Below are 21,678 nucleotides of genomic sequence, written 5' to 3' on the forward strand. Positions count from 1 at the left end.
GGCTCGGGCGCGCGATGTCGGTTCGGACGGGCAGTATGGGGCCATGACTGAGAGCAACGGGTCCGTCTCGCCGGATCAGCAGCAGCGTGCGTCCATGCCGGAATGGGAGAAGCGCTTTCGGGCGCCGCGGGTGTCACTGCCCGACTGGGCGGAGGACGCGCCTGACCGCTCCTTGTTCGTCTCGAATGCGACAGGGACGTACGAGCTGTACGCGTGGGACCGTTCGACCGGCGCCCAGCGCCAGGTGACCGACCGGCCGAACGGCACGACGGACGGTGTGCTCTCCCCGGACGGCGCCTGGATCTGGTGGTTCGACGACAAGGACGGCGACGAGTTCGGGGTATGGCGCCGCCAGCCCTTCGAGGGCGGTCCCGATGAGCCCGCGACCCCTGGCCTCGACCCCTCCTACCCGGCGGGCCTGGCCCTGGGCCGCGACGGGCGTACGGCGGTGGTGGGCCGTTCCACGGACGAGGAGGGGACGAGCATCCATGTGGCGCGGGTGGGCCAGGACCCGGTGCTGATCTACCGCCACCGTGAGTCGGCGGGCGTCGGCGATCTCGCGCACGACGGCTCGCTGATCGCCATCGAGCACACCGAGCACGGCGACGCGATGCACTCCGCGCTGCGCGTGGTGCGCCCCGACGGCACCACGGTCGCCGAGCTGGACGACACCGGGGGCGGCACGATCGAGCTGGGCCTGGAGGTGCTGGGCTTCGCCCCGGTGGACGGCGATCCCCGGCTGCTCATCGGGCATCAGCGCCGTGGCCGCTGGGAGCCGCTGGTGTGGGACGTGGTGACGGGCGAGGAGACCGATCTCTCCCTGGAGCTGCCGGGCGACGTCGGCGCGGAGTGGTATCCGGACGGCACGGGTCTGCTGATCGTGCACAGTTTCGAAGCCCGCAGCGAGCTGTTCCGCTACGACCTCGCTTCGGCCGCGCTGGAGCGCGTACCGACCCCGCCGGGCACGGTGTCGGGTGCGACGGCCCGCCCCGACGGCTCGGTGGAGTACCTGTGGTCGTCGGCCGCCCAGCCGCCGGCGGTGCGGTCCACGACGGGCGAGGTGGTCCTGGACCCGCCCGGGATGAAGTCGCCGGGTTCGGTGCCGGTGGAGGACGTGTGGGTGGACGGTCCGGGGGGCCGGATCCACGCGCTGGTGCAGAAGCCGCCGGGGGCGAGCGGCCCGCTGCCCACGGTCTTCGAGATCCACGGCGGCCCGACCTGGCACGACAGCGACGCCTTCGCGGCGGGCCCGGCGGCCTGGCTGGACCACGGCTACGCGGTGATCCGGGTCAACTACCGGGGTTCCACGGGCTACGGCCGCGCCTGGACGGACGCCCTGAAGCACCGGGTGGGCCTGATCGAGCTGGAGGACATCGAGGCGGTGCGGGAATGGGCGGTGACCTCCGGTCTGGCCGACCCGACCCGGCTGATCCTCACCGGCGGCTCGTGGGGCGGCTATCTCACCCTGCTCGGCCTGGGCACCCAGCCGCAGTCCTGGACGCTGGGGATCGCGGCGGTCCCGGTCGCGGACTACGTCACGGCGTACTACGACGAGATGGAAGCCCTCAAGGCCATGGACCGCACGCTGCTGGGCGGCACCCCCGAGGAGGTCCCGGACCGCTTCGAGGCGTCCTCCCCGCTCACCTACGTGGAGGAGGTCAAGGCCCCGGTCTACATCTCGGCGGGGGTCAACGACCCGCGCTGCCCGATCCGCCAGATCGACAACTACGTCAAGCGCCTGGAGGCCAGGGGCGCCACCCACGAGGTGTACCGCTACGACGCGGGGCACGGCTCGCTGGTGGTGGACGAGCGGATCAAGCAGGTCCGCCTGGAGCTGGACTTCGTCCGCCGCCACCTGGAGGGGGTACCGGACGCGGTGACGGTCGGCTGACGCCGGGGGCTTGAGGGGGCTCCTGTTGTCCGGACAGGGTCACCCTGGGGTCCGTCCGCCTTCACCCTGGGGGGTCCGTCCGCCTGGACCGGGGGTGGCGGGGGCTGCGGGTCGGCTCGGGCCGGAGGATGGCGGGGGGCTCTGCGGGTTGGCTCGGTGTGGGGGGCTCGGCGGGGTCGGCTCGGCCCGAGGGGCGGCGGTGGACCCTGTGGGTCGGCTCGGTCCGGGGCGCGCGAGGGGTCGGCTCGGTCCGGAGGGCGGTGGGGGCAGGCGTACCACCTGCACGCCGTTCTCAGGTCGACGCGAGTGCGGTTCGGGACTGGCGGGGGCTACGGGGTCGGCTCGGCCTGGAGGGGTCGGCTCGGAGGGGTCGGCGGTCCTGGGGCCCGGGGGAGGGCGGCTCAGTGAGAGTGAGGGGACGGGGGTGGGCCCCCGGCCAGCTCGGCCCCCGGAGGGGCGGCTCGGCGCAGGGCCCCCGGGAGGGTCGGCTCGACCCAAGTCCCCCGAGGGGTCGGGTCGGTCCCCGAGGGGTCGGCTTGGTCCGGCCCCGGAGGGGTCAGCTCGGGCCCGAGGGCGGCTGGGGCAGGCGGACCACCGCCACGCCGTTCTCCAGGTCGACGCGGGTGCGGTTCGGCGGGGCGCCGTCCTCTTCGTCGTCCCGCATCAGCAGGGACGACTGACGTTCCTTCAGTTCGTGGGACTTGCCCGGCGAGAGCGCGCCGTGCAGTTGCTCGAACCCGGTGGCCGACACCTGCCCGGCGCGGGCGCCGTTGCGCCAGGGCAGCAGCCCGGCCCGGCCCATTCTGAGCAGCAGCTGATCGACGAAGGCGATGGCCGTGAGCAGAATGACCAGCCCGGGGAGCGTGACGAAGACGGCGAACTCCATGGGGTCAGTGTGCGCCCAGAAAGCCCTTCCCGGTCAAGTGTTCGCAGATCTCAGGTGCCCGCCCCCGCCCCCGCCGGTCGCCGTCGGCCCAGCAGCTCCGCGAGGCCCTGGCGGGTCGCCGCCAGGACGACGCGGTCGCCGGAGTTCAGGACGAGGGTGTCGGGCAGGTCCCAGATCAGGCCGGAGGGGTGGGCGGCGCCGGTCGGAGACGTGGCGTCGCCGGAGCGGGCCCGCCGGGACGCGTCCGTGTCCAGGGCGAGGACCCGCCAGGCCCCCGGGCGGAACGCCTCGGCGATCGTGCGGCCCTCCAACTGCGGCTGCCCGGCCACCTCCAGGGCGGCGAAGAGCAGGACCCGGCGTTCCACCGGGATCGCGCCGAGGATCTGGCGGCCGAACATCGCCGAGGCGAAGGCGGGAGCCGCGAGGTGGGAGACGCTGCGGCTGCGGGTGAGGGCGTCCGGGTGGGCGGCGCGCAGGGTGCGGTACACGGCGGTGGCGAAGTCGTCGTCGTACAGCCGCAGCACCACCCGCAGTTCGGAGCGCAGCGAGCGGGCGTACAGGGCCGCTTCCAGATTGGTGGTGTCGACGCTGGTCAGGGCCAGCAGGGCGGACGCCCGATGGATCTTCGCCGCCTCCAGGACGCCCTCCTGGGTGACATCCCCGAGGACCACCGGGACCCGCAGCCGCCGGGCCGTCGCCATGCCCCGCGCCTCGGGGTCGGACTCCACGCAGACGACGGGGATGTGCAGTTCGCGCAGCCGGGTCAGCACCCGGGTGCCGATCTTGCCCAGGCCCAGCAGGACGACATGGCCGCTCAGGCCCCGGGGCGGTTTGCGCAGCGCGGAGGCGGTCCGGAAGGTGCCGAGCCCCTCCAGGACGGCGGCCAGCAGGACCGGCAGCAGCAGCAACCCCACCAGCCCGGACAGGAGTTGGAGGATCTGCCGGCCCACGGGCTCCTCCGTGGCCGGTTCGTTGATCGCGAAGAGGTCGAGCAGCGTGATGTACGTGGCGTGCAGCGGATGGTCGTCCGTCACCAGCATCAGCGCCACCGCAAGGGCGATCACACAGACGGCCAGGCCCGCCAGGATCCAGCGCAGCCGGCGGGAGAAGAGCGAGGCGAGGGGGACGCCCGTGCGGGCCGTGGACAGGGTCGGGCCCGAGTACGACACCTGTTCCAGGACGATCGTGGCCCGGCCGGTCGCCGACCGCACGGCCGCCGCGTCGGGCAGCAGATGCGGCCCCTGTTCGCCGCTGGCCTCCGAACCGTCCGTTCCCGCCGGGTCGTTGCTCGTCGCGGACAGCAGCGCCAGCGTGGCGAGCCCGGGGTCGGCCACCTGCCCCGGCAGGGGCGGCACGCGCTCCACCGCCCGCAGCATCAGCCCGTCCGTCTGGACGACCTTGCTGGTGCCGGTGAGCGCGGTCGCCGCCAGCGCGGGTGCCGCCGTGTCGGCGTCCGAGAGGACCACCGTCGAGGTGTCACCCCCGCCCACCCCGTCCGCGCCGGTCGCCAGTGCCGCCGCCTGGTCCAGGAGTTCCTCGATGTGCTGGCCGAGGCGGCGGTTGTAGAGCCGTACGACCAGCCGCAGCCGGGGGTTGAGGCGGCGGGCGGTCAGGGCGGCCCGGATGTTGGTCTCGTCGTCGTCATAGACCAGCGCCAGGGCCGTCGCCCGGTCCACGCCCGCCTCCGCCAGCGCCGCCTCGTTCGGCTCGGCGGCCTCCACGATCCGCTCGTCGGTGCCCTCACCCGGCGGGCCGCCGGCCGGCGTCACCGGGAACCGGGCCACCGATGTCCCCACCCGGCCGACCCGGCCCACCCGGTCGAGCAGCGCCGCCGACGCGGCCCGGGCCCGGCCCACCACCGGCCGGCGCACCCGGCTGACGGTCGGCGGGACGACCAGCGTCACCTGCTCGCCGTACACCCCGCGCAGTTCGGCCGCCAGCCGATGGGCCAGTCCGTCGTCGCCGCAGACCACCATGGGCCCGGCCACCGACGCCCCGTCCGTACCGGAAAACGCACCCGCACCTGATACCGCACCCGCACTCTGCCCCGGAACGCTCGCCACAAGGGCACAGACTGCCGTAGCGAGATCGCCGGTTCCAGCGGCCGGCCACGGATCGGCCGAACACCGCCCCGCCGCCGCTGACGTTGCCCGAACACGTCGCCGAGCCGAGCCGAGCCGGGTCGGCGACGGACGCCGCTGACCGGCTGACGCGCACGGGGGTGTTCAGGAGCGCTCGCCGGTCTCCGCGAGGGTGTGGGCCACCACTGCGCCGGCATGGCCGTGGCCCATCCCGTGCTCCTCCTTCAGCAGCTTCACCAGCTCCATGTGCTTGGCGGGCAGCGCGTCCCGGACCAGCTGCTTCCACTCCTCGACCGGACGGCCGTACTTCTTCTCGATGGCGGGGAAGTAGCTGGCGGGACGTTTGACGGGGGCGTCGGCCATGGCGGGCTCCTCGGGTCTCGTACGGCGATGTATGTCGCTTTTGTAGACGGCCGAACCGGCGTCGGCTCATCGCCCCCGGAACGTGTCCTGCGTCACTCGCCCCGGGCCAGCACCCCGCCCTCCAGGGTCCGGATGACATGGGCCGTCACTCCGGGGGGCGGGAGCGTGCCCTGCTGGGCAGCCTCCGCGCCCGCGTACACCAGGGACCACATCACCTGCATGATCCAGGTGGCCGACACCCCGGTGTCGAGGACGCCGTCCTTCTGGCCGCGTTCGATGAGGGCGAGGATCAGCCGTCCGGTGTCGTCCTCGCCCGCCGCGCCCTCGTAGAAGGTCGCGCTGACCTCCTCGAAGAGCTGGGTCTCCCCGAAGGCGAACAGCATCCGGTGGCCCATGCCGACGATCGAGGTGACCAGCCGCCGCATCGCCTCCGCCGGGGGCCCCTGCTCGGTCGCGGCGTCGTGCACGGCCCTGTCGATCATTTCCAGGGAGTCCACCATCGCCGCGTGGATCAGCTGATCGCGGTCCGGGAAGTAGCGGTGCAGCGTGCTGCGGCCCACGTCGGCGGCCTTGGCGATCTCCGCGAGGGTCGCCCGGCGGTCCCGGGCCAGCACCGCCACGGCGGCGTCGAGGATCGCGCGGCGGGTCCGGTTGCGGGTTCCGGACTCGGTGGGGGACGTCGTGCTCATGTGCCAAATATAGCGGTGGACTCTTCACAGTGAACCGTGCATACTCGAAAATGGGACAGCAGAGTCCCAAAAATAAGGTGTGTAATCCCAGGGGGAGAGTCCGCTGTGCCAAACATCGAAACCGTCGAGCCGGAGAAGTCGCAGATGGCGGAGAAGGCGGCCCCGACCCTGCCCAACCTGCGGCTGCTCTGGTCCTTCGTCCGCCCCCACCGCCGTGCGCTCGCCGCCGGGCTGTTCCTCGGGCTCTTCGTCACCGCCACCACCCTCGCGACCCCGCTCGCCACCAAGTGGGTGCTGGACGGGCTCGCCGAGTCGCGCTCGATCGCCCCGGCGGTGATCACGCTGTCCACGCTGATCGTCGTGGGCTCGGTGACCCAGTTCGCCCAGTGGATCCTGCTCGGGCGGATGGGCGAGTACGTGGTGCGCGACGCCCGCCGCTCCATGGTCCGGCGCCTGCTGCGGCTGAAGATCGGCGCCCTGGGCGGCCGGTCCAGCGGGGAGCTGGTCACCCGCGTCACCTCCGACACCGTACTGATGCGCGAGGCCGCCGCCTCCAGCCTGACCCAGCTGGTCAACGGCGCGATCGGGCTGGTCGGGGCGCTCGTCATGATGGCGCTGCTCGACCTGGTGCTGTTCGCCGTCACCTTCGGTAGCCTCGCCGTCGTGGGTGTGCTGGTCGCCCTGCTGATGCCACGGCTCGCCAGGACACAGCGCGCCGCGCAGGAGTCGGTGGGCAAGCTGGGCGCGGCGCTCGACGGGGCGCTGCGGGCGATCCGTACGGTCAAGTCCGCGCGCGCCGAGGAGCGGGAGTCGGAGCGGATCGTGGCCGAGGCGGACGCGTCCGCGCGCCACAGCATCAAGGCGGTCCGCATCGACGCCACCGTCTGGTCGGTCACCCTGGCCGGGGTCCAGCTGGCGATCCTGCTGATCCTGGCGATCGGGGCGTTCCGGGTGGACTCGGGCGCCCTGGCGGTCTCCAGCCTGATCGCCTTCCTGCTGTACGCCTTCCAGTTGCTCGGCCCGGCCACCGAACTGGCCCAGGAGTTCTCCCAGTTGCAGTCCGGCATCGCCGCGGCGGCCCGGATCGCGGAGATCCAGAAGCTGGAGGTGGAGGAGGGCCACGCCCGCGCCGCCGCCGTACCCCGTCCGGCCACCCCCCGCCCCACCCCCACCACCCCCCACGTCCTGGCCTTCCACGACGTCACCGCCCGCTACGCCCCCGACGGCCCCCCGGTCCTGGACGCCGTCTCCTTCGCCGTGCCCCGGCACGGGCACACCGCGATCGTCGGACCCTCCGGCGCGGGCAAGACCACCGCGTTCTCCCTGATGCTGGAGTTCCTGCGCCCCGACACCGGCCGGCTGGTCCTGGACGGCCGCCCGCTGGACGACTGGCCCGCCTACGAGACCCGCCGCCGGATCGCGTACGTCGAGCAGGACACCCCGCTGCTGCCCGGCACCCTCGCCGACAACCTGCGCTATCTGCGCCCGGCGGCGACCGACACCGAACTGTGGACCGCGCTGGACGCGGTCGGCCTGACCCGCAGGGCCAAGGAACTCCCCGAGGGGCTGGACACGGTCCTCGCCGGGGCCACCGTCTCCGGCGGTGAGCGCCAGCGCGTCGCGCTCGCCCGCGCGTTCGTCGCCGACCCGGAGATCCTGCTCCTGGACGAGGCGACGGCCCAGCTCGACGGGCTGACCGAGGCGGCCGTGCAGACGTTCATACGGGAGCGGGCGTCGCGGGCGGCGGTGGTGACCATCGCGCACCGGCTCTCCACGGTCGTGGAGGCGGACCGGATCATCGTCCTGGAACAGGGCCGGGTGCGCGCGATGGGCACCCACACCCACCTGCTCGCCACCGACGATCTCTACCGCGACATGGTGGCGGCGCTGCGCCTGGCGGTGACGCCGGATCAGGCCCCCGGGGCCCCGCACACCATGGACGAGAGAGTGGGCGCGGCCCCGAGCGAGGGGAGCGGGGGCTAGGGCCCCTCTGATGGACCCCCGCGGCCTTCGCCCGCCCGGCCCGCTCCCCGGCTGCCGTGAACGGGCCTGGGGGACCCCCAACCGCCCGCCGGCCCCGGCCGCACGGCGCGGGCCTGGGGGACCCCCAACCGCACGCCGACCCCCAGCCGCACGGCGCGAAGGGCCAGGTGGCGCCGCCACATGACCCTCCACACCGCACGCCGGCCCTAGAAGTGCCCTAGGCGTGCCCCAGGAGCGCCCAGGCGTGCCCAGGCGTGCCCAGGCGTGCCCCGAGGACGCGCTAGGACGGCCGCTCCCAGTCCTGCTCCGCCAGCGCCCGCGCCCGGCCCTCCACCACCGCCATCCGCGCCTCCCGCTCGACCGGGTCGGCATGGGCGGCCTGTCCGGTGACCTGACCGTCCCACTTGCGGTAGTACAGGCCGGTGTCGGCGGTGAACCAGCCGCGGCTGACCGCGTTCAGCGCCATCAGCAGGCCCGTGTCCTCGGAGGCGGGCAGCGCCATCCAGCCGCCGACGGCGAGCAGCAGGCCCCGCCGGACGAAGAGGCTCGCGGGGTGGACCGGGGTGCGGTGGCCGTTGGCCTTCCAGGGGCCGAGCAACGCGCCGCGCTCTATCGGCCCGGCCTCGGGGTCGCCGGGGAAGCCGGTGGTCGTGCCGTCGGGCAGCAGGTCCAGGACCCGGGAGGTGGCCCAGCCGAGGGTCCGGTCGGCCTCCAGCGCGGCGAGATCGCGGGCCAGCGCGCCCGGCGCGAGCAGATCATCGGCGTCCAGGACCTTCACGTACGGGCCGTCGGCGTGGGCGAGGGCCATGGTGCGGGCGACGCCGGGGCCGCCGGGGCGGCCCTGGTGGAAGGAGACCCGCTCGTCGTCGGGGACGTAGGGCCGTACGGCGTCGGTCCGGCCGTCCTCCTGGATCAGCCAGTGCCACTCCCAGCCGGGCGGGAGTTCCTGCTCGCGCAGGGACTTGTGGGCGTCGGGCAGATGGGCCGCCGAGGGGGCGTGGACGGCCGTGACGACGATGACCCGCCCGGTCACGCGGTACCTCCGGGGAGCGGTGGGGGACGCTTCCGTAACTCTGCCAAGGCCCTGCTTCCGTCGAAGGCTTCCGTCGAAGACCTCCGTCAATGACCTCCGTCAAAGACTTCGGTCAAAGACAAGGCCCGACCGCTGGCGACGGGGGATGCACCAGCGATCGGGCTGTGGGCAAGCGTAACAAGGTGGTTGGCCCCGTGGGAGCCGACTGCGCGACCACGACGAGACTCTGTGACCGGGATCACGTGTGAAGTGCGGGTCGGGTGAGGATCGGGTGAGGATCCGGGGAATGGCGGGGTAACGGTCGGGAGCGGCCCCCTGGGCGGCGGCCGGGGGGAGTTATTCGCCGCACGGGGGCTCGTAGGACAGCCGGGGCAGATATTCATTCCACTTCTCCCGGGTCAGTACGGAGCGGGTGGCCGCGCAGATGCGCCGCTCGGCGCTCTCGACGTCGAGGTCCCAGAGCCGGACCGTGCCGGAGCCGCTGGACACGCCCAGCATCTGGCTGTTGGGGCTGAAGGAGAGAAAGCTGCCGGTCTTGGCGTTGGGGCTCATCGACTTGCCGATGGGGACGGCGGCGGAGGGGCTGGCCACGTTCCACAGCCGGACCGTGTCGTCGTTGCCGCCGGAGGCGAGGGTGCGCCCGTCGTGGCCGAAGGTCAGCGAGACGATGGCCTCGGTGTGCCCGGGCAGCCCGGCACCCAGCGGTTTCGCCGCCGCCGGATCGCCGGTGGTCCACAGCCGTACGGTGTTGTCGTCGCTGCCGCTGGCCAGGGTCAGCCCGTCGGGGCGGAAGGCGAGGGCGTTGACCGCGCCGAGATGGCCGGTGAGCGGGGTGCGGTGGGCGACGGGCTTCGCCGGGTCCCGCACGTCCCAGAGCCGGATGGTGGTGTCCGCGCTGCCGCTGGCCAGGGTGCGGCCGTCGGGGCTGAAGACGAGCGCGTTGACATAGCCGGAGTGCCCGGTGAGGGCCGGTCCGAGGGAGCGAGGCGCGGCGGGGTCGGTGACGTCCCAGAGCCGGATGGTGCGGTCGTCGTAGGCGGTGGCGAGAGTGCGCCCGTCGGGGCTGTAGGCGAGGGCGTCGGGACCGGCGTAACGGGTGTGGAGCAGGAGCGGCGGGCCGTGCGGGACCGGACGGGCCGGGTCGGCGACGTCCCACAGCTGGACCGCGTCGCTGCCGACCAGCACCGCGAGGGTGGTGCCGTCGGGGGAGAAGACCACGGACTTCACCTCGCCGCCCGCCGGGCGGAACGGTTCGCTGAGCCGCACCGGCCCCTCGGGCCGCCGTACGTCCCACAGCCGGACGCTCTGGTCGCGGGCGGCCGTGGCCAGCACCCGGCCGTCCGGGCGGAAGGCGCCGACCCGGCCCACCATGTCGGAGGTGGGCAGCGACCACAGCCGCACCCGGCCGTCGCCGGTGCCGGTGGCGAGAGAGGCCCCGTCCGGGCTGAAGCCGAGGGCGTACATCTCGCCGCTGCTGCCCGCGAGGGGTTCGCCGACCTGGGAGGGATAGGCCGGATTGGTCACGTTCCACAGGGTGGCCGTGCTGTCCGCGCTGGCGATGGCGAGCAGCGCGCCGTCCGGGCTGAACGCCACCGACCAGATGGGGCCGGTGTGCCCGACGATCGGCATGCCGATCGGCACCGCCTTCGCCGGGTCAAAGACGTCCCACAGCTGCACGGTGTCGTCGGCGCCGCCGCTGGCCAGGGTGCGCCCGTCGGGGCTGAAGGCGACGGAGTGCACCAGGGCGCGGTGGGCCGTACGGGGCTCGCCGAGCGCTTTCGGCCGCTCCCGGTCGGCGACGTCCCACAGCCGTACGGAGAAGTCGTCCCCGGCGGAGGCGAGGGTGCGCCCGTCCGGGCTGAAGGCGACCGAGCGCACGGCGGCGGTGTGCCCTTCGAGGGTGGCCAGCGCGGTCGGCCGGGCGGGGTCGTCGAGATTCCAGAGCCGTACGACGTGGTCCTCGGTGGCGGCGGCGACGGTACGGCCGTCCGGGCTGAAGGCGAGCAGATAGACCGTGCCGTCCTGCCCGGTCCAGGGCGCCCCGAGCGGGCGCGGGTCGGCCGGGTCGGTGACGTCCCACAGCCGCATGGTGCCGTCGTCGGAGGCGGTGGCGAGCAGGGTGCCGTCGGGGCTGAAGACGGCGGTGGAGACCCAGCTGGTGTGCCCGGTCAGCGGCTCGCCGAGCGCGGTGGGGCGGGACCGGTCGGACACGTCCCACAGCCGTACGGTGCGGTCGTAACCGGCGGTGGCCAGGGTGTCGCCGTCCGGGCTGAAGCTGGTGAGGTAGACGGCGCCGGTGTGGCCGGTCAGGGGGGTGGCCAGCGGGGCGTTGACGATGGAGATCAGCCGGTTCCAGGTGTCCTTGTCGTCCGGGCGCAGCTGATGGGCGACCAGGTCGATCTGGGCGGACAGCGACGGGTCGGAGTCACGGACCCGGTCGGCCTCGGCGATGACCTGCGCGAACACGGCGTCGTCGCGCTGCTGCCAGGCGACGACGGCGGAGCCGACCGCGACGATCGACAGCACCATCAGCGCGGCGATCGCGCCCCGGCTGAGCCAGACGGTACGGCGGCGCAGCCGCACCGACGCGGCCAGGAACTCCACCGCGCCCCGGTTGAGGAACGTGTCCCCGGCCGACTCGGCCCAGGTGTGGGCCTGGTCCAGCCGGGACCCCCGGTACAGCAGCGCGGTGTCGCGTCCGCTGGTCTCCCAGGCCCGGCCGTCCTCCTCCAGCCGCTGGCGCAGCAGATTGCCGCCCCGGTCCTCGTCGATCCAGTCGCGCAGCCGGGGCCAGGCGTGCAGCAGGGCCTCGTGGGTGATCTCCACGGTGTCGGCGTCGAGCGTCACCAGCCGGGCCCTGACCAGCGCCTCCAGCGACTCCTCCGTCTTGCCCGGATCGGCGGACTCCTCGGCCAGTTGCCGCCGGGTGCCGCGCCGCCGGGTGGCCGCCGTGTCCTCGCCGATCCGCACCAGCCGCAGCAGCAGCAGGCGGGCGGCGGTCCGGGCGGCCGGGTCCAGCCCCGCCCACGCCTGCTCGGCGGTCGCGGCCACCGCCCCCTGGATCCCCCCGGCGGCCCGGAACCCCGCCAGCGTCAGCCGCCCGCCCTTGCGCCGCTGCCAGGTGGCCAGCAGCGCGTGCGACAGCAGCGGCAGCACCCCGGCGTCATGCGCCCCGCGCGGTCCGTCGGCGCTCACCTCCCGCACGATCAGCTCCGCGAGCCCCGGCTCCAGCTCCAGCCCCACCGCCTTCGCCGGCCCGGCGACCGCGTCCCGCAGCTCCCCGGCGGTCAACGGCCCCAGCACCATGTGCCGGTGCTGAAGCGCGTCCGCCAGCTCGGGATGGACCAGACACTTCTCGAAGAAGTCGGCCCGTATCCCGAGCACGACGAGCACGGGGGGCGTCCCGCCGGGGGGACCCGGGGGAGGGGAGGCGGCGGCGTGCAGCAGCCGGATGAACGTACGGCGGGTGTCGTCGTCCGGACAGAGGGTGAAGACCTCTTCGAACTGGTCGACTATGAGGACGGGTGGGGTGGGGGGAGTGGTGGGGGGCGTCGCGGGGTCGATCTCATCGCTGCTGCTGCCCCCGTGCCGCCGCGCGGCGAACGGCGCCAGCCCTGGTATTCGCCGCACCAGCTCCGTCACCGGATCGCTCCCCGGCACGAGCCGCGCCACGGCCGCGCGTTCCTCCCCCAGCACCCCGCTCTCCAGGGCGGGCAGCAGCCCGGCGTTGAGGAGGGAGGACTTCCCGGCACCGGAGGCGCCGACGAGCATCACGATCCCGCCGGTCCGCTCGGCGTCACGGAGCTGGTCGACCAGGGCGTCGGTACTGCGCCGCCGCCCGAAGAACCAGCCGGCGTCCTGCTGCCGGTAGGAGGCGAGCCCCCGGTAGGGACACAGGGCGCTCGGTACGGGGGCGGTGTCGGTGTCGGGCGGGGGCCGGGTGCCGAGCGGGTCGGCGAGGGCGAGTTCCCACAGCCGCTGCCACTGGGGCAGGTCGTAGAGCCCGCCGGAGACGGGCTGGGCCCGGGCCCGCCGGGCGGCCGGTATGAGCACATGCAGGACGGCGGCGAGGGCGGCGAACTGGGCGGGCACGTTCTTGGCCCGCCGCCAGTCACTGATCCGCTGCGCGGAGACCCGTATCGGCCGCCCGCGCTCATCGACCCGCTGAAGTCGTACGACGGCTTCGGCGACGCTCTTCAGGGGCGGGTTGCCCGCCTCCTTGTAGAGCAGCGCGAGCCGCTCGGCGAAGGCCGCACGCGGCCCAGACTCGGACCCCAACGCCTCCACCCCTTCGCCTGTCACCCACGGCTGCCATCACGGATCGCCGTCGGCCACGACTAGCTCGATCTCCCCGGTACGTCCGGACCGGAAAACTCACCTTATATGGCTGACCTGCGGCGGAGCCGATCCGCGCGTCCCGGAGTCTCCTCCGCGGGCGGCCCCGACTGGCAGGATCACGACGCACCGACGCACTCACCGTGCGGAGCCAGGGCAGGTCACCAGCACAGCGCTGGGAAAGGCATCTGATGACGCCGCACGTTCTGGGTCAACTTCAGCCAACGTTACGAGCCCGCAGCACCGGCCCGACGACAGCACCCTGACCCCAGCGGCCCCCGGCCCCCGGCCTCCGCCACCCCCCACCCCTCCTGGACCCGCCGACCCTCCCTCCGGGTCCACCGAAACGCGTCGCTCGGCACCGGTCTCCACGTGGGGAGGGACCGGAGCCGAGCGACGGGGCACCCGCCGGGAGCCGCCGGAAGCCCGGCTGGATACGCTGCCCGGGACGTACGCAAGCGCACCCATCGCGATCCCTCGCCGAAGGCCAGAGCCGCCCCATGAGCCCCCTCCCCCGCCCCACCGCCGACGCCTCCCCGGCGTCCGGGGTGCTGCGGGGACTGCGGGCCGGGGTGCTGGCGACGCTGTGCGTGCTGCTGCCGTTGGTGGGGCATGTGCTGGCCCGGTGTCACGCGCCCGGGTGGGTCATCGTCGGGGCGGTCGCGGTCGTGGCGGTGCCCGGCGCGGTACTGCTGACCCGGCGGCGGCTGACGGACGCGCAGGTGATCGGCGTGCTGGTGGCCGCGCAGCTCGCGTCCCACGTGGCGTACGCGCTGGCGGCGGCCGAGGGGACGGTCACGTCGGGCGGTGTGCTGGTCGAGCACGGTGCCGATGCCGGGCCACCGGCCGGGGTGCTGCTCGCCGGGCATCTCGTGGGCGTCGTGATCGCGGCGCGCCTGCTCGGCGTGAGCGAACGGCTGCTGTGGCAGTGGCAGAGCGGCGGGCCGGTGCTGGCCGCCGTGCACCGGCTGCTGGTGTTCGTGTGGCCGCGGCTGGGGCCGGGGTACGGCACCGGGCCGAGGGTGGCGATCAGCGAGGACACGACGCCGTTGCGGTCGGCGTCGCCGGTGCGGCGGGCGTCGGGGCGGGCGCCGCCGAGGTTCGGGTGCGTTGACCTCGCCCCCTTCCGGCCGCTGTCGATGGGCGGTCCGCGCCTGCCCTGACGGGCACGGCGCGCGGGCCGTTCCGGCGGGCCGGTCCCGCCTGCTCCGGCGGCCCGCGCGCGCCGCCGGGGACCGTAGAAAGCGCCCGATCATGCCGATCACAGACAGGCGTGCCGTCCGTACGGCGGCACGCGTCCTGGCGGTACGCGTCTTGGCCGTACGCGTCCTGGCCGTACCCGCCGCCACGCTCGCGGCCCTCGCCACCGCCGCCCCACCGGCCACGGCCCACACCGAACTGGTCACCCGCACCCCGCCCGCCGACGCCACCCTCACCGCCCTGCCCCCGGACATCACCCTGACCTTCAGCGACACCATGACCGAGCGCTACGCCCAGTTGGCCGTGACCGGCGCGGACGGGACGCCGGTGGGGGACGGCGAGCCGAGGGTGACGGGGAAGACCGTGCGGCTGGATCTCGCGGGCGGGGGCGGAGCGCCTGCGGGCCGGTACACGGTGGGGTACCGGGTGGTGTCGGCGGACGGCCATCCGGTGGCGGGGTCGTACGTCTTTGAGGTGACGGAGACCGGGGAGGCGGATGTCCCGGAGCCGACGCCGACGCCGACGCCGACGCCGACGCCGACGCCGACGCCGACGCCGACGCCTTCGGCTCTGGCGAGGACCGCTGAGTCTCCGGACGCGGACACGGACACGGACACGGACGCGGACGCGGGCGGGGGCCTGCTGGCCGGGGCGGTGGCGGCTTCGCTGGCGGTGATCGGCGGGGCGGTCGCTTATGCGGTTGCGGTACGACGGCGGAGGCAGTCCGCAGATGCGTAGCACCGGCGATGGACGTACCGGCGAGGGACATACCGGCGAGGGACATACCGGGGAGGGACGTACCGGGGAGGGACGTACCGGCGATGGACGACAGGCGTTCCCCCTCCGCAGAATCCTCGGGACGGCCCTGCTCACCACACTCGCCGTAGCCCTGATCGCCCTATGGGCCGGGGGCGGGACCGCAGGAGTCGTGGCGGTGCCGGGGATCGAGGACGCGGGCCCGCTGACCGCGTGGGCGTTGCCCGTGGCGCGGGCGCTCACGGACGCGGCGGCGGTGGCGACGACAGGGGCCCTGCTGCTGGTGGCGGTCTTGCTGCCGGGTGGCCGCCGCCTGGACGGCACCCAGCTCCGCTATCTCAACTGGGCGATGGTGTCGGCGACGGTATGGACAGCCGCGTCCGTGGCGACCCTCCTCCTCACCCTCTCGGACCTCTTCGCCCGCCCGCTCGCCGAGATAGCCCGGCCCGAGGTGGTGGCGGACTTCGTCACCACCGACGCGCAGGGCCGGGCGTACGCGGTGACGGCGGCCGTGGCGGCGACGGTGGCCACCCTGTGCGTGGGTCTGGGGACGGCCCGCTGGGCCCGGCCGGCTCTGGTCCTGGCGGTGGCGGGCCTGCTCCCACCGGCGTTCACCGGCCACTCCTCGGCGTCCGGCAACCATGACGCGGCGGTGGCCGCCCTCGCGCTGCACCTGGTCGGCGCGGCGATCTGGGTGGGCGGGCTGCTGTTCGTGCTGGTGGTGGCGGCGAGGGGAGAGCAGGGCACGGCGGACGCGGTACGCCGCTTCAGCCCGCTGGCGGCGGGGGCGCTGCTGACGGTGGCGGCGAGCGGAGTGGTGAACGCGGTCGTCCGGCTCCCGTCGCTCACGGACCTGGTGACGACGTCGTACGGCCTGATGATCCTGGCGAAGACGGCGGCGCTGGCCGCGCTGGCGGCGATCGGCCACCGCCACCGCGCCCGAACTCTCCCGTCGCTGACCAAGGGCGCCCGGGTCCCCTTCCTCCGCCTGGCCGCCACAGAACTCCTCCTGATGGCGGCGACGACGGGCGTGGCGGTGGCCCTGTCCCGCACCCCACCACCCCTCACCGAGGAGCCGTCCACCCTCACCCCCACGGAACAACTCCTCGGCTTCCGCATGCCCCCACCCCTGGGCGACTTCCCCTGGACCCCCCTCCTGACCGAATGGCACTTCGACCCGCTCTTCGCCTTCGGTACGGGGGCGGCGGGCGCGCTCTATCTGGCGGGCGTACGGAAGTTGCGCAGACGCGGGGACAGTTGGCCGCCGGGGCGGACGATCGCCTGGCTGGCGGGCCTCGCGGTGGCCGTGCTGGCGAGCATGAGCGGCCTGGCGACGTACGGGAAGGTGCTGTTCAGCGTCCACATGGGCCAGCACATGATCCTGGCGATGACGGTGCCGCTGCTGCTGGTGCTGGGCGCCCCGGCGACCCTGGCCCTGCGCGCGCTCCCGCCGTCCCCGAAGAACGCGCCGCCGGGCCCGCGCGAACTCCTCCTCGCCCTCCTCCACAGCCGCTGGGTACGGGTCATCTCGCACCCGGTGGTGGCGAGTGTGCTGTTCGTCGGCAGCGCCTTCGCCGTCTACTACACCTCGCTCTTCGAGACGCTGATGGGCAGCCACCTGGGCCATGTCCTCATGCTGGTGCACTTCCTGGCGGTGGGGCTGCTGTTCTTCTGGGTGATCATCGGCGTGGACCCGGGCCCCCGCCGCCCCCCATATCTGGGCCGCCTCTTCGCCCTCATCCTCACGATGCCGTTCCACTCGTGGTTCAGCATCTCGCTGATGAGTTCCAGCGCGCTGATCGGTGAGGGCTGGTGGACCTCGCTGGACCGCCCCTGGGTCACCGACCCGATGGCGGACCAGTACGACGCGGGCGCGATCGCCTGGGCGACGGGGGACATCCCGGTCCTCCTCACCACGATCGTCCTGGCCGCCCAGTGGATCCGGGCGGATCGCCGCGAGGCCCGCCGCATAGACCGCCGCATCGACAAAGCCGACGGCAACGACCCCTTGACCACGTACAACGCATACCTGGCGAGCCTGCACGCCCGGGACCGGGCCATCACCGCACGGAACGAGAAGCCATGACCAAGCTGAAGAAGAACCTGATCGCCGCCGCCGTCCTGGTAGTGGGCTTCGCCACGGCCTACGGCTCGTATCTCCTCCTGTCCCCGGAGGGCCGCTCCGGCAGCGCGAGCCTGGACGTCGAACCGGCGGCGGACGCCCAGCCCGTCCGCGCCTCCAGCCACCGCCTGACCTCGCCGGAGCGCAGTGAGCTGACCGTCGTGGAGTTCCTGGACTTCGAGTGCGAGGCGTGCGCCGCGTACTACCCGGTGGTCGAGCGGCTCCGCGAGGAGTACGGCGACCGCGTGACCTTCGTGGCCCGCTACTTCCCCATGCCGGGCCACCGCAACGCGGAACTCGCCGCCCGGACGGTAGAGGCGGCGGCGATGCAGGGCAAGTTCGAGGAGATGTACGACCAGCTCTTCACCACACAGAAGGAGTGGGGGGAGTCCCAGGACTGGAAGGAGGACGTCTTCCGCGACTACGCCCGCGAACTCGGCCTGAACATGCCCCAGTTCGACACGGACCTGGCCGACCCGGAAACAGCGGGCCGCGTCATCGCCGACCAGCGGGACGGGGTGGGACTGGGCGTGACGGGAACGCCGACGTTCTTCTTCGACGGGGAGATGGTGGCGAGCCCGGGGTCGTATGACGAGTTCAAGGGGTTGATCGAGGCGGGGTTGGAGGACTGAGACCGACGACCGGGATTGCGGCCGAGGGAGAAATCAGGCGGCAAGGCGCACCACTGCCCGGCACAGCGCGTCGACCTGGTCGGGCGTCATGTCGAAGTCGTACGCGATGTCCTCGACGCTCTCCCCGGCCTCCCACAGGTCCGTGATGGCCTTGACGGCGACACGATGGGCGGCCACGACCGGCCTCCCCTGCCCGAACCTCGGATCGATCACGACGGGCACGGACTCCGGGTACGGCCTGAGCCGCAGGCTGGAGGGAAAGTCGTCGTCGGGTTCCCAGTTCAGGTAGCGGAGACAGTCGGAGACCACCTCGTGGATCGGCGCCTGACCGTCCCGGGCCCTGCGGAGGTCCCCGAGGCCGTGCTCGATGAAGATGTCCACGCCGTCCGTCGCGATCCGCTGGGACACGAGCCCGTAGGGGGTGGCGAAGGCATCCCGTACGGCGGCGGCGGCTTCCCGGATCTCGCTCATCCGCAGCCCCAGGGAGCGCAGGGAATGGAGGACGTGCGCCTCGGCCACCGCGATGAACGGCACGGAGGGCTGCCCCTTGCGGACCGGCTCGACCTGATGAACCAGAGGCGCCCCAGCGGCTCTGCCCTTCAGCCAGGTGGCCAGCGTCGACTGTGGAATCTCCAGGTAGGAGGCCGTTTCCGTGGGGGTCAGGAGTCCGTCCCTGAATCTGTCGCCCATGTCCCGCGCCTCCCGCCTCCTCCTGCCGTCGCGCCCGGCACCCGGTTTCGCATCGTCGCACATCAAGCGTGCCAAGGGAGGTGACCGGTGGCTGGAGCCATGGCGGCGTGGACGTGGGTAGGGTACGGGTACGTACCCGCACCCCTCGTGGGGTGAGTGAAAGGGAGCCCGCGCCATGTCCGACGCCAACATCCGTATCCCCACCGAGGCCCGCGACCGGCTCGCGCAGATAGCGGCTGGGGAGGGGATGTCCCTGCGTGCGTACCTGGCTCGGATGGCCGAGACCCTGCTCACCCCGGCCGAGCGGGCCGAGCGGGCGGAGAAGGCGCGGGCGGTGTTGCGGGAGTGGAACGGCTACGACGTCACCGAGCGGCAGCAGGCCGAGCTGGACGTCGAGCTGGACCGCCGCCTGGCGGAGGCGGGCACCCCATGACGCGTGACGTGCATGTGATTCTCGACGAGAGCGCGATGGTCGCCGCCGGGCGGGGCAACGTCCTGGCGTCCCGGCTGATCCACCGTGCCCACGATGAACCGGGCTGGTTCCTGTACGCCACCGTGTGTGCCCTGATCGAGGCCGACCGCAGCCGACAGGGCACAGCGGAGCACATCGCGGCCCTGCCCGGCCTGGTGCTGCTCGAACTGGATCTACCGGCCGCGCTGGCCGTGGCCCGTGAGACCACGTGGTCCGCCGCGCACACCCTCTACGCCGCCCAGCCCAGCCCGTACCGGCCGAACGGCGCGTTGATCGCGACCACCGAGCCGCAACTCTGGAAGGAACTGCCGGTACGCACCCTGGACCTCAGCCCCTGACCGGCTCAGCCGGCCGCCCGCAGACGTTCCCCGGCAGCGCGCTCCCGGCAGCTACGGCAGCGTCCTGGCTCAGCAGCCCGGAAGGCGCGCTCACAGCCGTCGCAGTTCCGCAGGGGCAGCACAGCCGCAGGGCGTTCGGTGGGTGGCCCCGGCGGCGGGGCGGGGAGGGGGGTCTCGCGGAGACGGTAGGCGAGGATGGCGGCCGGGCGGCTCAGGAAGTGGTCGGGAAGACGCGCGGTCAGCATCTCGGTGACCTGGTGCGGCGCGACCCCGGCCGCGAGCCATGAGGTGATGGCGGGCGCGAGCCGTACGGCTTCCCGCTCGGACAGGATCAGACGGGGATCGACGCGACGCAGGCTGGCCAGTACGGCGACGGCTTCCGGGTCGGCGTCGGCGAGCGGGATCGCCGGTTCCTCGGTCGCCTCACGGGGAGGCGCGTCGGAGGCGGGAGTCTGCGGGGCGGGGGCGCTCCGCTTCTGCGGCCGGGGTGGCTTCGGCGGTGTTGGGGGCTCGGGGGGTTCTGGGTGGGGCCCGTCCTGATCCGGGCCGCCGCCGGGTACGTCGTAGAAGTACGTACGGGTGCGGATCCGCCCCGTGGACAGGCGCTCACGACGGCGTTCGAGGTAACCGGCGTCTTCAAGCTCCCGCAGCGCCCGCGAGATCAGGATCTCGCCCTCGCTGAAGTGCTCGCACAGGGCCGTGATGGTCACCGGGGAGCCGTCGGGCAGGGAGAGGATGTACGCCGCGACGCCGACCGTGACCGCGCTGCCGCGCCGCTGGGCGAGGGCGTTGGAGATGACGGTGAAGTCGGCGGTGAGGCGGGTGCGGACGTGGATCACGCCGGAGGTCGAAGCTCCGGCGCTGGCGCGCAGGGGAGCGTTAGACTGCGTTTCAACCATTGGGAAGGGTTCACTTCCTGAGCGGTGAGGCCCTCGTTCGGGATGCCAGTCCCGGCCGGGGGCCGTCTCTTTGTTTGGGGTTGTTGCGGCGAACGTAACCGCCCGTCTTCCGCCCCGGCAAGCTGGTCACTCGGACGGGTGACGGTCGCCTCTGGGCGCGGGAGGGTGGGCGGGCGGGAAGTTCTTTCCCCCGGTTCTTTAGGGAGGTCAGCGGCTCACCGGACCCTCGTGGACAAGGGGACGGTGGGTCCGGCAGGTGGGTGAGGGCCGGGGGGTGGCTGGCTCAGGGCCGGTGGTGACTGGCTTTCAACTGACTTATGAAGGCCACCCAGGAGGTTGTCTCGAAGCACAGCGCGGGGCCGTGCGGGGCCTTGCTGTCACGGACGGGGACGGCGGTCGGGTAGTTCTCGGCCACCTCCACGCAGTCGCCGCCCGCCTGATTGCTGTAGCTGCTCTTGCGCCAAGCGGCGACGTTCAGATCGGGACGGGAGATTCGCGCCACGGTAGTTGCCCTCCATCGTGGACCGGATCACGTCGAGTGACATGAGCGGGGGCAGGGCTGCCGCCCGCAGCCGATCGTAAATCACCTTGTAGCGAGCGACATCGGCCGGTTCCTCGATCAGCTGTCCGTAGTCCGCACCCTCGGTGTAGGCCATCTCCGAGCCGTCCGGCAGGGTCAGAATCGTCAGCGAGCCGCCCATAGCCTCGTGCCCGCCTTGGTCGAACGGCAGCACCTGCACGGTGATGTGCTGCTCCATCGCTGCGTCGAGCAGGCGAGCCAACTGCTTGCGCATCACGGCATTTCCGCCGATCGGACGCCGTAGCACGGCCTCATCCAGGATGACCCATAGCTCTGGACGGTCGGGTGAACTCAGTCGCTCCTGTCGTCCCATACGAGCGGTGAGGCGCTCCTCCAACTGCTCCTCGCCGTCCAGTAGGGCATCCAGACTCAGAACAGCCCGCGCGTACTCCTCCGTCTGCAACAGCCCCGGCACGACGTGAGCTGCGTACTGCTGGATGGCCACCGCACGCTCAGACTCCTGGATGAACTTCCGTGACCAGTCGGGAAACATCTCCCGATACACGTACGTCCACAAGTCGATCAGCAAGTTGTCCGCACCGAGGGCCGCGTCCAGCGCCCGCGCCAGTTCCAGGGTGGGCTTGGATCCGGACGCGCGCTCGATCTGGGTGATCCGCGTGGCCACCACATGGACGAGGTCGCCGAGTTCGGCCTGAGTCAATCCCGCTGCCTCGCGAAGCCTGCGCACTCGCGCACCGAACAGCGCGGCCATCGACTCACTGGGGTCA

General features: G+C 73.1%; 18 protein-coding genes. 8 read left to right on the forward strand and 10 right to left on the reverse strand.

Annotation, left to right across the window (positions count from 1 at the left end; translation table 11 throughout):
* The first annotated feature begins 43 nt into the window (after positions 1–43).
* Positions 44–1,891, forward strand: a complete 1,848-nt coding sequence (locus ACFRFC_RS11695) for a prolyl oligopeptidase family serine peptidase (RefSeq protein WP_382680883.1) — start codon at positions 44–46, stop codon at positions 1,889–1,891.
* Between the two features lie 556 nt (positions 1,892–2,447).
* Here ACFRFC_RS11695 and ACFRFC_RS11700 read toward each other — a convergent pair.
* The 4 genes from ACFRFC_RS11700 to ACFRFC_RS11715 all read right to left on the reverse strand — a co-directional run bounded on the left by ACFRFC_RS11700 (position 2,448) and on the right by ACFRFC_RS11715 (position 5,910).
* Complete coding sequence (locus ACFRFC_RS11700; protein ID WP_382680884.1) at positions 2,448–2,777, reverse strand: DUF6191 domain-containing protein; 330 nt, start codon at positions 2,775–2,777, stop codon at positions 2,448–2,450.
* 50 nt (positions 2,778–2,827) lie between these two features.
* The gene (locus ACFRFC_RS11705; protein WP_382681093.1) at positions 2,828–4,753 is read right to left on the reverse strand and encodes an NAD-binding protein; all 1,926 of its coding nucleotides are present in this window, start codon (positions 4,751–4,753) and stop codon (positions 2,828–2,830) included.
* A gap of 249 nt (positions 4,754–5,002) precedes the next feature.
* Positions 5,003–5,221: a DUF4287 domain-containing protein gene (locus tag ACFRFC_RS11710; protein WP_382680885.1), complete on the reverse strand. Its 219-nt coding sequence runs from the start codon at positions 5,219–5,221 to the stop codon at positions 5,003–5,005.
* A 92-nt stretch (positions 5,222–5,313) separates the two neighbouring features.
* Entirely contained in the window at positions 5,314–5,910 is a 597-nt protein-coding gene (locus ACFRFC_RS11715; protein ID WP_382680886.1) for a TetR/AcrR family transcriptional regulator, read from the reverse strand.
* Between the two features lie 105 nt (positions 5,911–6,015).
* Here ACFRFC_RS11715 and ACFRFC_RS11720 point away from each other — a divergent pair, with 105 nt between their 5' ends.
* Complete coding sequence (locus tag ACFRFC_RS11720) at positions 6,016–7,893, forward strand: ABC transporter ATP-binding protein (RefSeq protein WP_382680887.1); 1,878 nt, start codon at positions 6,016–6,018, stop codon at positions 7,891–7,893.
* A 280-nt stretch (positions 7,894–8,173) separates the two neighbouring features.
* On the opposite strand, the gene ACFRFC_RS11725 is transcribed toward ACFRFC_RS11720, so the two are convergent.
* On the reverse strand, positions 8,174–8,926 hold the full coding sequence (locus ACFRFC_RS11725) for a glycosyltransferase family 2 protein (protein ID WP_382680888.1): 753 nt from the start codon (positions 8,924–8,926) through the stop codon (positions 8,174–8,176).
* A 336-nt stretch (positions 8,927–9,262) separates the two neighbouring features.
* Positions 9,263–13,213, reverse strand: a complete 3,951-nt coding sequence (locus ACFRFC_RS11730; protein ID WP_382681095.1) for a hypothetical protein — start codon at positions 13,211–13,213, stop codon at positions 9,263–9,265.
* A gap of 548 nt (positions 13,214–13,761) precedes the next feature.
* Here ACFRFC_RS11730 and ACFRFC_RS11735 point away from each other — a divergent pair.
* From ACFRFC_RS11735 to ACFRFC_RS11750, 4 genes are all read left to right on the forward strand, one after another.
* Positions 13,762–14,424: a hypothetical protein gene (locus tag ACFRFC_RS11735; protein WP_382680889.1), complete on the forward strand. Its 663-nt coding sequence runs from the start codon at positions 13,762–13,764 to the stop codon at positions 14,422–14,424.
* A 91-nt stretch (positions 14,425–14,515) separates the two neighbouring features.
* The gene (locus tag ACFRFC_RS11740) at positions 14,516–15,199 is read left to right on the forward strand and encodes a copper resistance protein CopC (RefSeq protein WP_383112610.1); all 684 of its coding nucleotides are present in this window, start codon (positions 14,516–14,518) and stop codon (positions 15,197–15,199) included.
* Positions 15,192–17,303, forward strand: a complete 2,112-nt coding sequence (locus tag ACFRFC_RS11745; RefSeq protein ID WP_382680891.1) for a cytochrome c oxidase assembly protein — start codon at positions 15,192–15,194, stop codon at positions 17,301–17,303. The genes ACFRFC_RS11740 and ACFRFC_RS11745 overlap by 8 nt, the downstream gene beginning before the upstream one ends.
* Positions 17,300–17,971 (forward strand): thioredoxin domain-containing protein, encoded by a 672-nt coding sequence (locus ACFRFC_RS11750; RefSeq protein ID WP_382680892.1) that lies wholly within the window; start codon positions 17,300–17,302, stop codon positions 17,969–17,971. The genes ACFRFC_RS11745 and ACFRFC_RS11750 overlap by 4 nt, the downstream gene beginning before the upstream one ends.
* A gap of 33 nt (positions 17,972–18,004) precedes the next feature.
* On the opposite strand, the gene ACFRFC_RS11755 is transcribed toward ACFRFC_RS11750, so the two are convergent.
* Positions 18,005–18,661 carry a DUF433 domain-containing protein gene (locus ACFRFC_RS11755; RefSeq protein WP_382680893.1) on the reverse strand — a complete coding sequence of 219 codons (657 nt, stop codon included), beginning with the start codon at positions 18,659–18,661 and terminating at the stop codon, positions 18,005–18,007.
* Between the two features lie 175 nt (positions 18,662–18,836).
* Here ACFRFC_RS11755 and ACFRFC_RS11760 point away from each other — a divergent pair, with 175 nt between their 5' ends.
* Both ACFRFC_RS11760 and ACFRFC_RS11765 read left to right on the forward strand, forming a co-directional pair.
* Positions 18,837–19,094, forward strand: a complete 258-nt coding sequence (locus ACFRFC_RS11760; RefSeq protein ID WP_382680894.1) for a hypothetical protein — start codon at positions 18,837–18,839, stop codon at positions 19,092–19,094.
* A complete protein-coding gene (locus ACFRFC_RS11765) occupies positions 19,091–19,471 on the forward strand; it encodes a hypothetical protein (RefSeq protein WP_382680895.1) in 381 nt (126 codons plus the stop codon). The genes ACFRFC_RS11760 and ACFRFC_RS11765 overlap by 4 nt, the downstream gene beginning before the upstream one ends.
* 5 nt (positions 19,472–19,476) lie before the next feature.
* On the opposite strand, the gene ACFRFC_RS11770 is transcribed toward ACFRFC_RS11765, so the two are convergent.
* From ACFRFC_RS11770 to ACFRFC_RS11780, 3 genes are all read right to left on the reverse strand, one after another.
* Complete coding sequence (locus ACFRFC_RS11770; RefSeq protein ID WP_382680896.1) at positions 19,477–20,370, reverse strand: hypothetical protein; 894 nt, start codon at positions 20,368–20,370, stop codon at positions 19,477–19,479.
* Between the two features lie 283 nt (positions 20,371–20,653).
* Positions 20,654–20,791, reverse strand: coding sequence for a DUF397 domain-containing protein (locus ACFRFC_RS11775; RefSeq protein ID WP_382680897.1), 138 nt, complete (start codon positions 20,789–20,791; stop codon positions 20,654–20,656).
* Positions 20,748–21,662 carry a Scr1 family TA system antitoxin-like transcriptional regulator gene (locus ACFRFC_RS11780; RefSeq protein WP_382680898.1) on the reverse strand — a complete coding sequence of 305 codons (915 nt, stop codon included), beginning with the start codon at positions 21,660–21,662 and terminating at the stop codon, positions 20,748–20,750. Before ACFRFC_RS11780 ends, ACFRFC_RS11775 begins: the two co-directional genes overlap by 44 nt.
* Positions 21,663–21,678: the final 16 nt, after the last annotated feature.

This window comes from Streptomyces sp. NPDC056734 (assembly GCF_042790455.1).
Classification (GTDB): Bacteria; Actinomycetota; Actinomycetes; order Streptomycetales; family Streptomycetaceae; genus Streptomyces.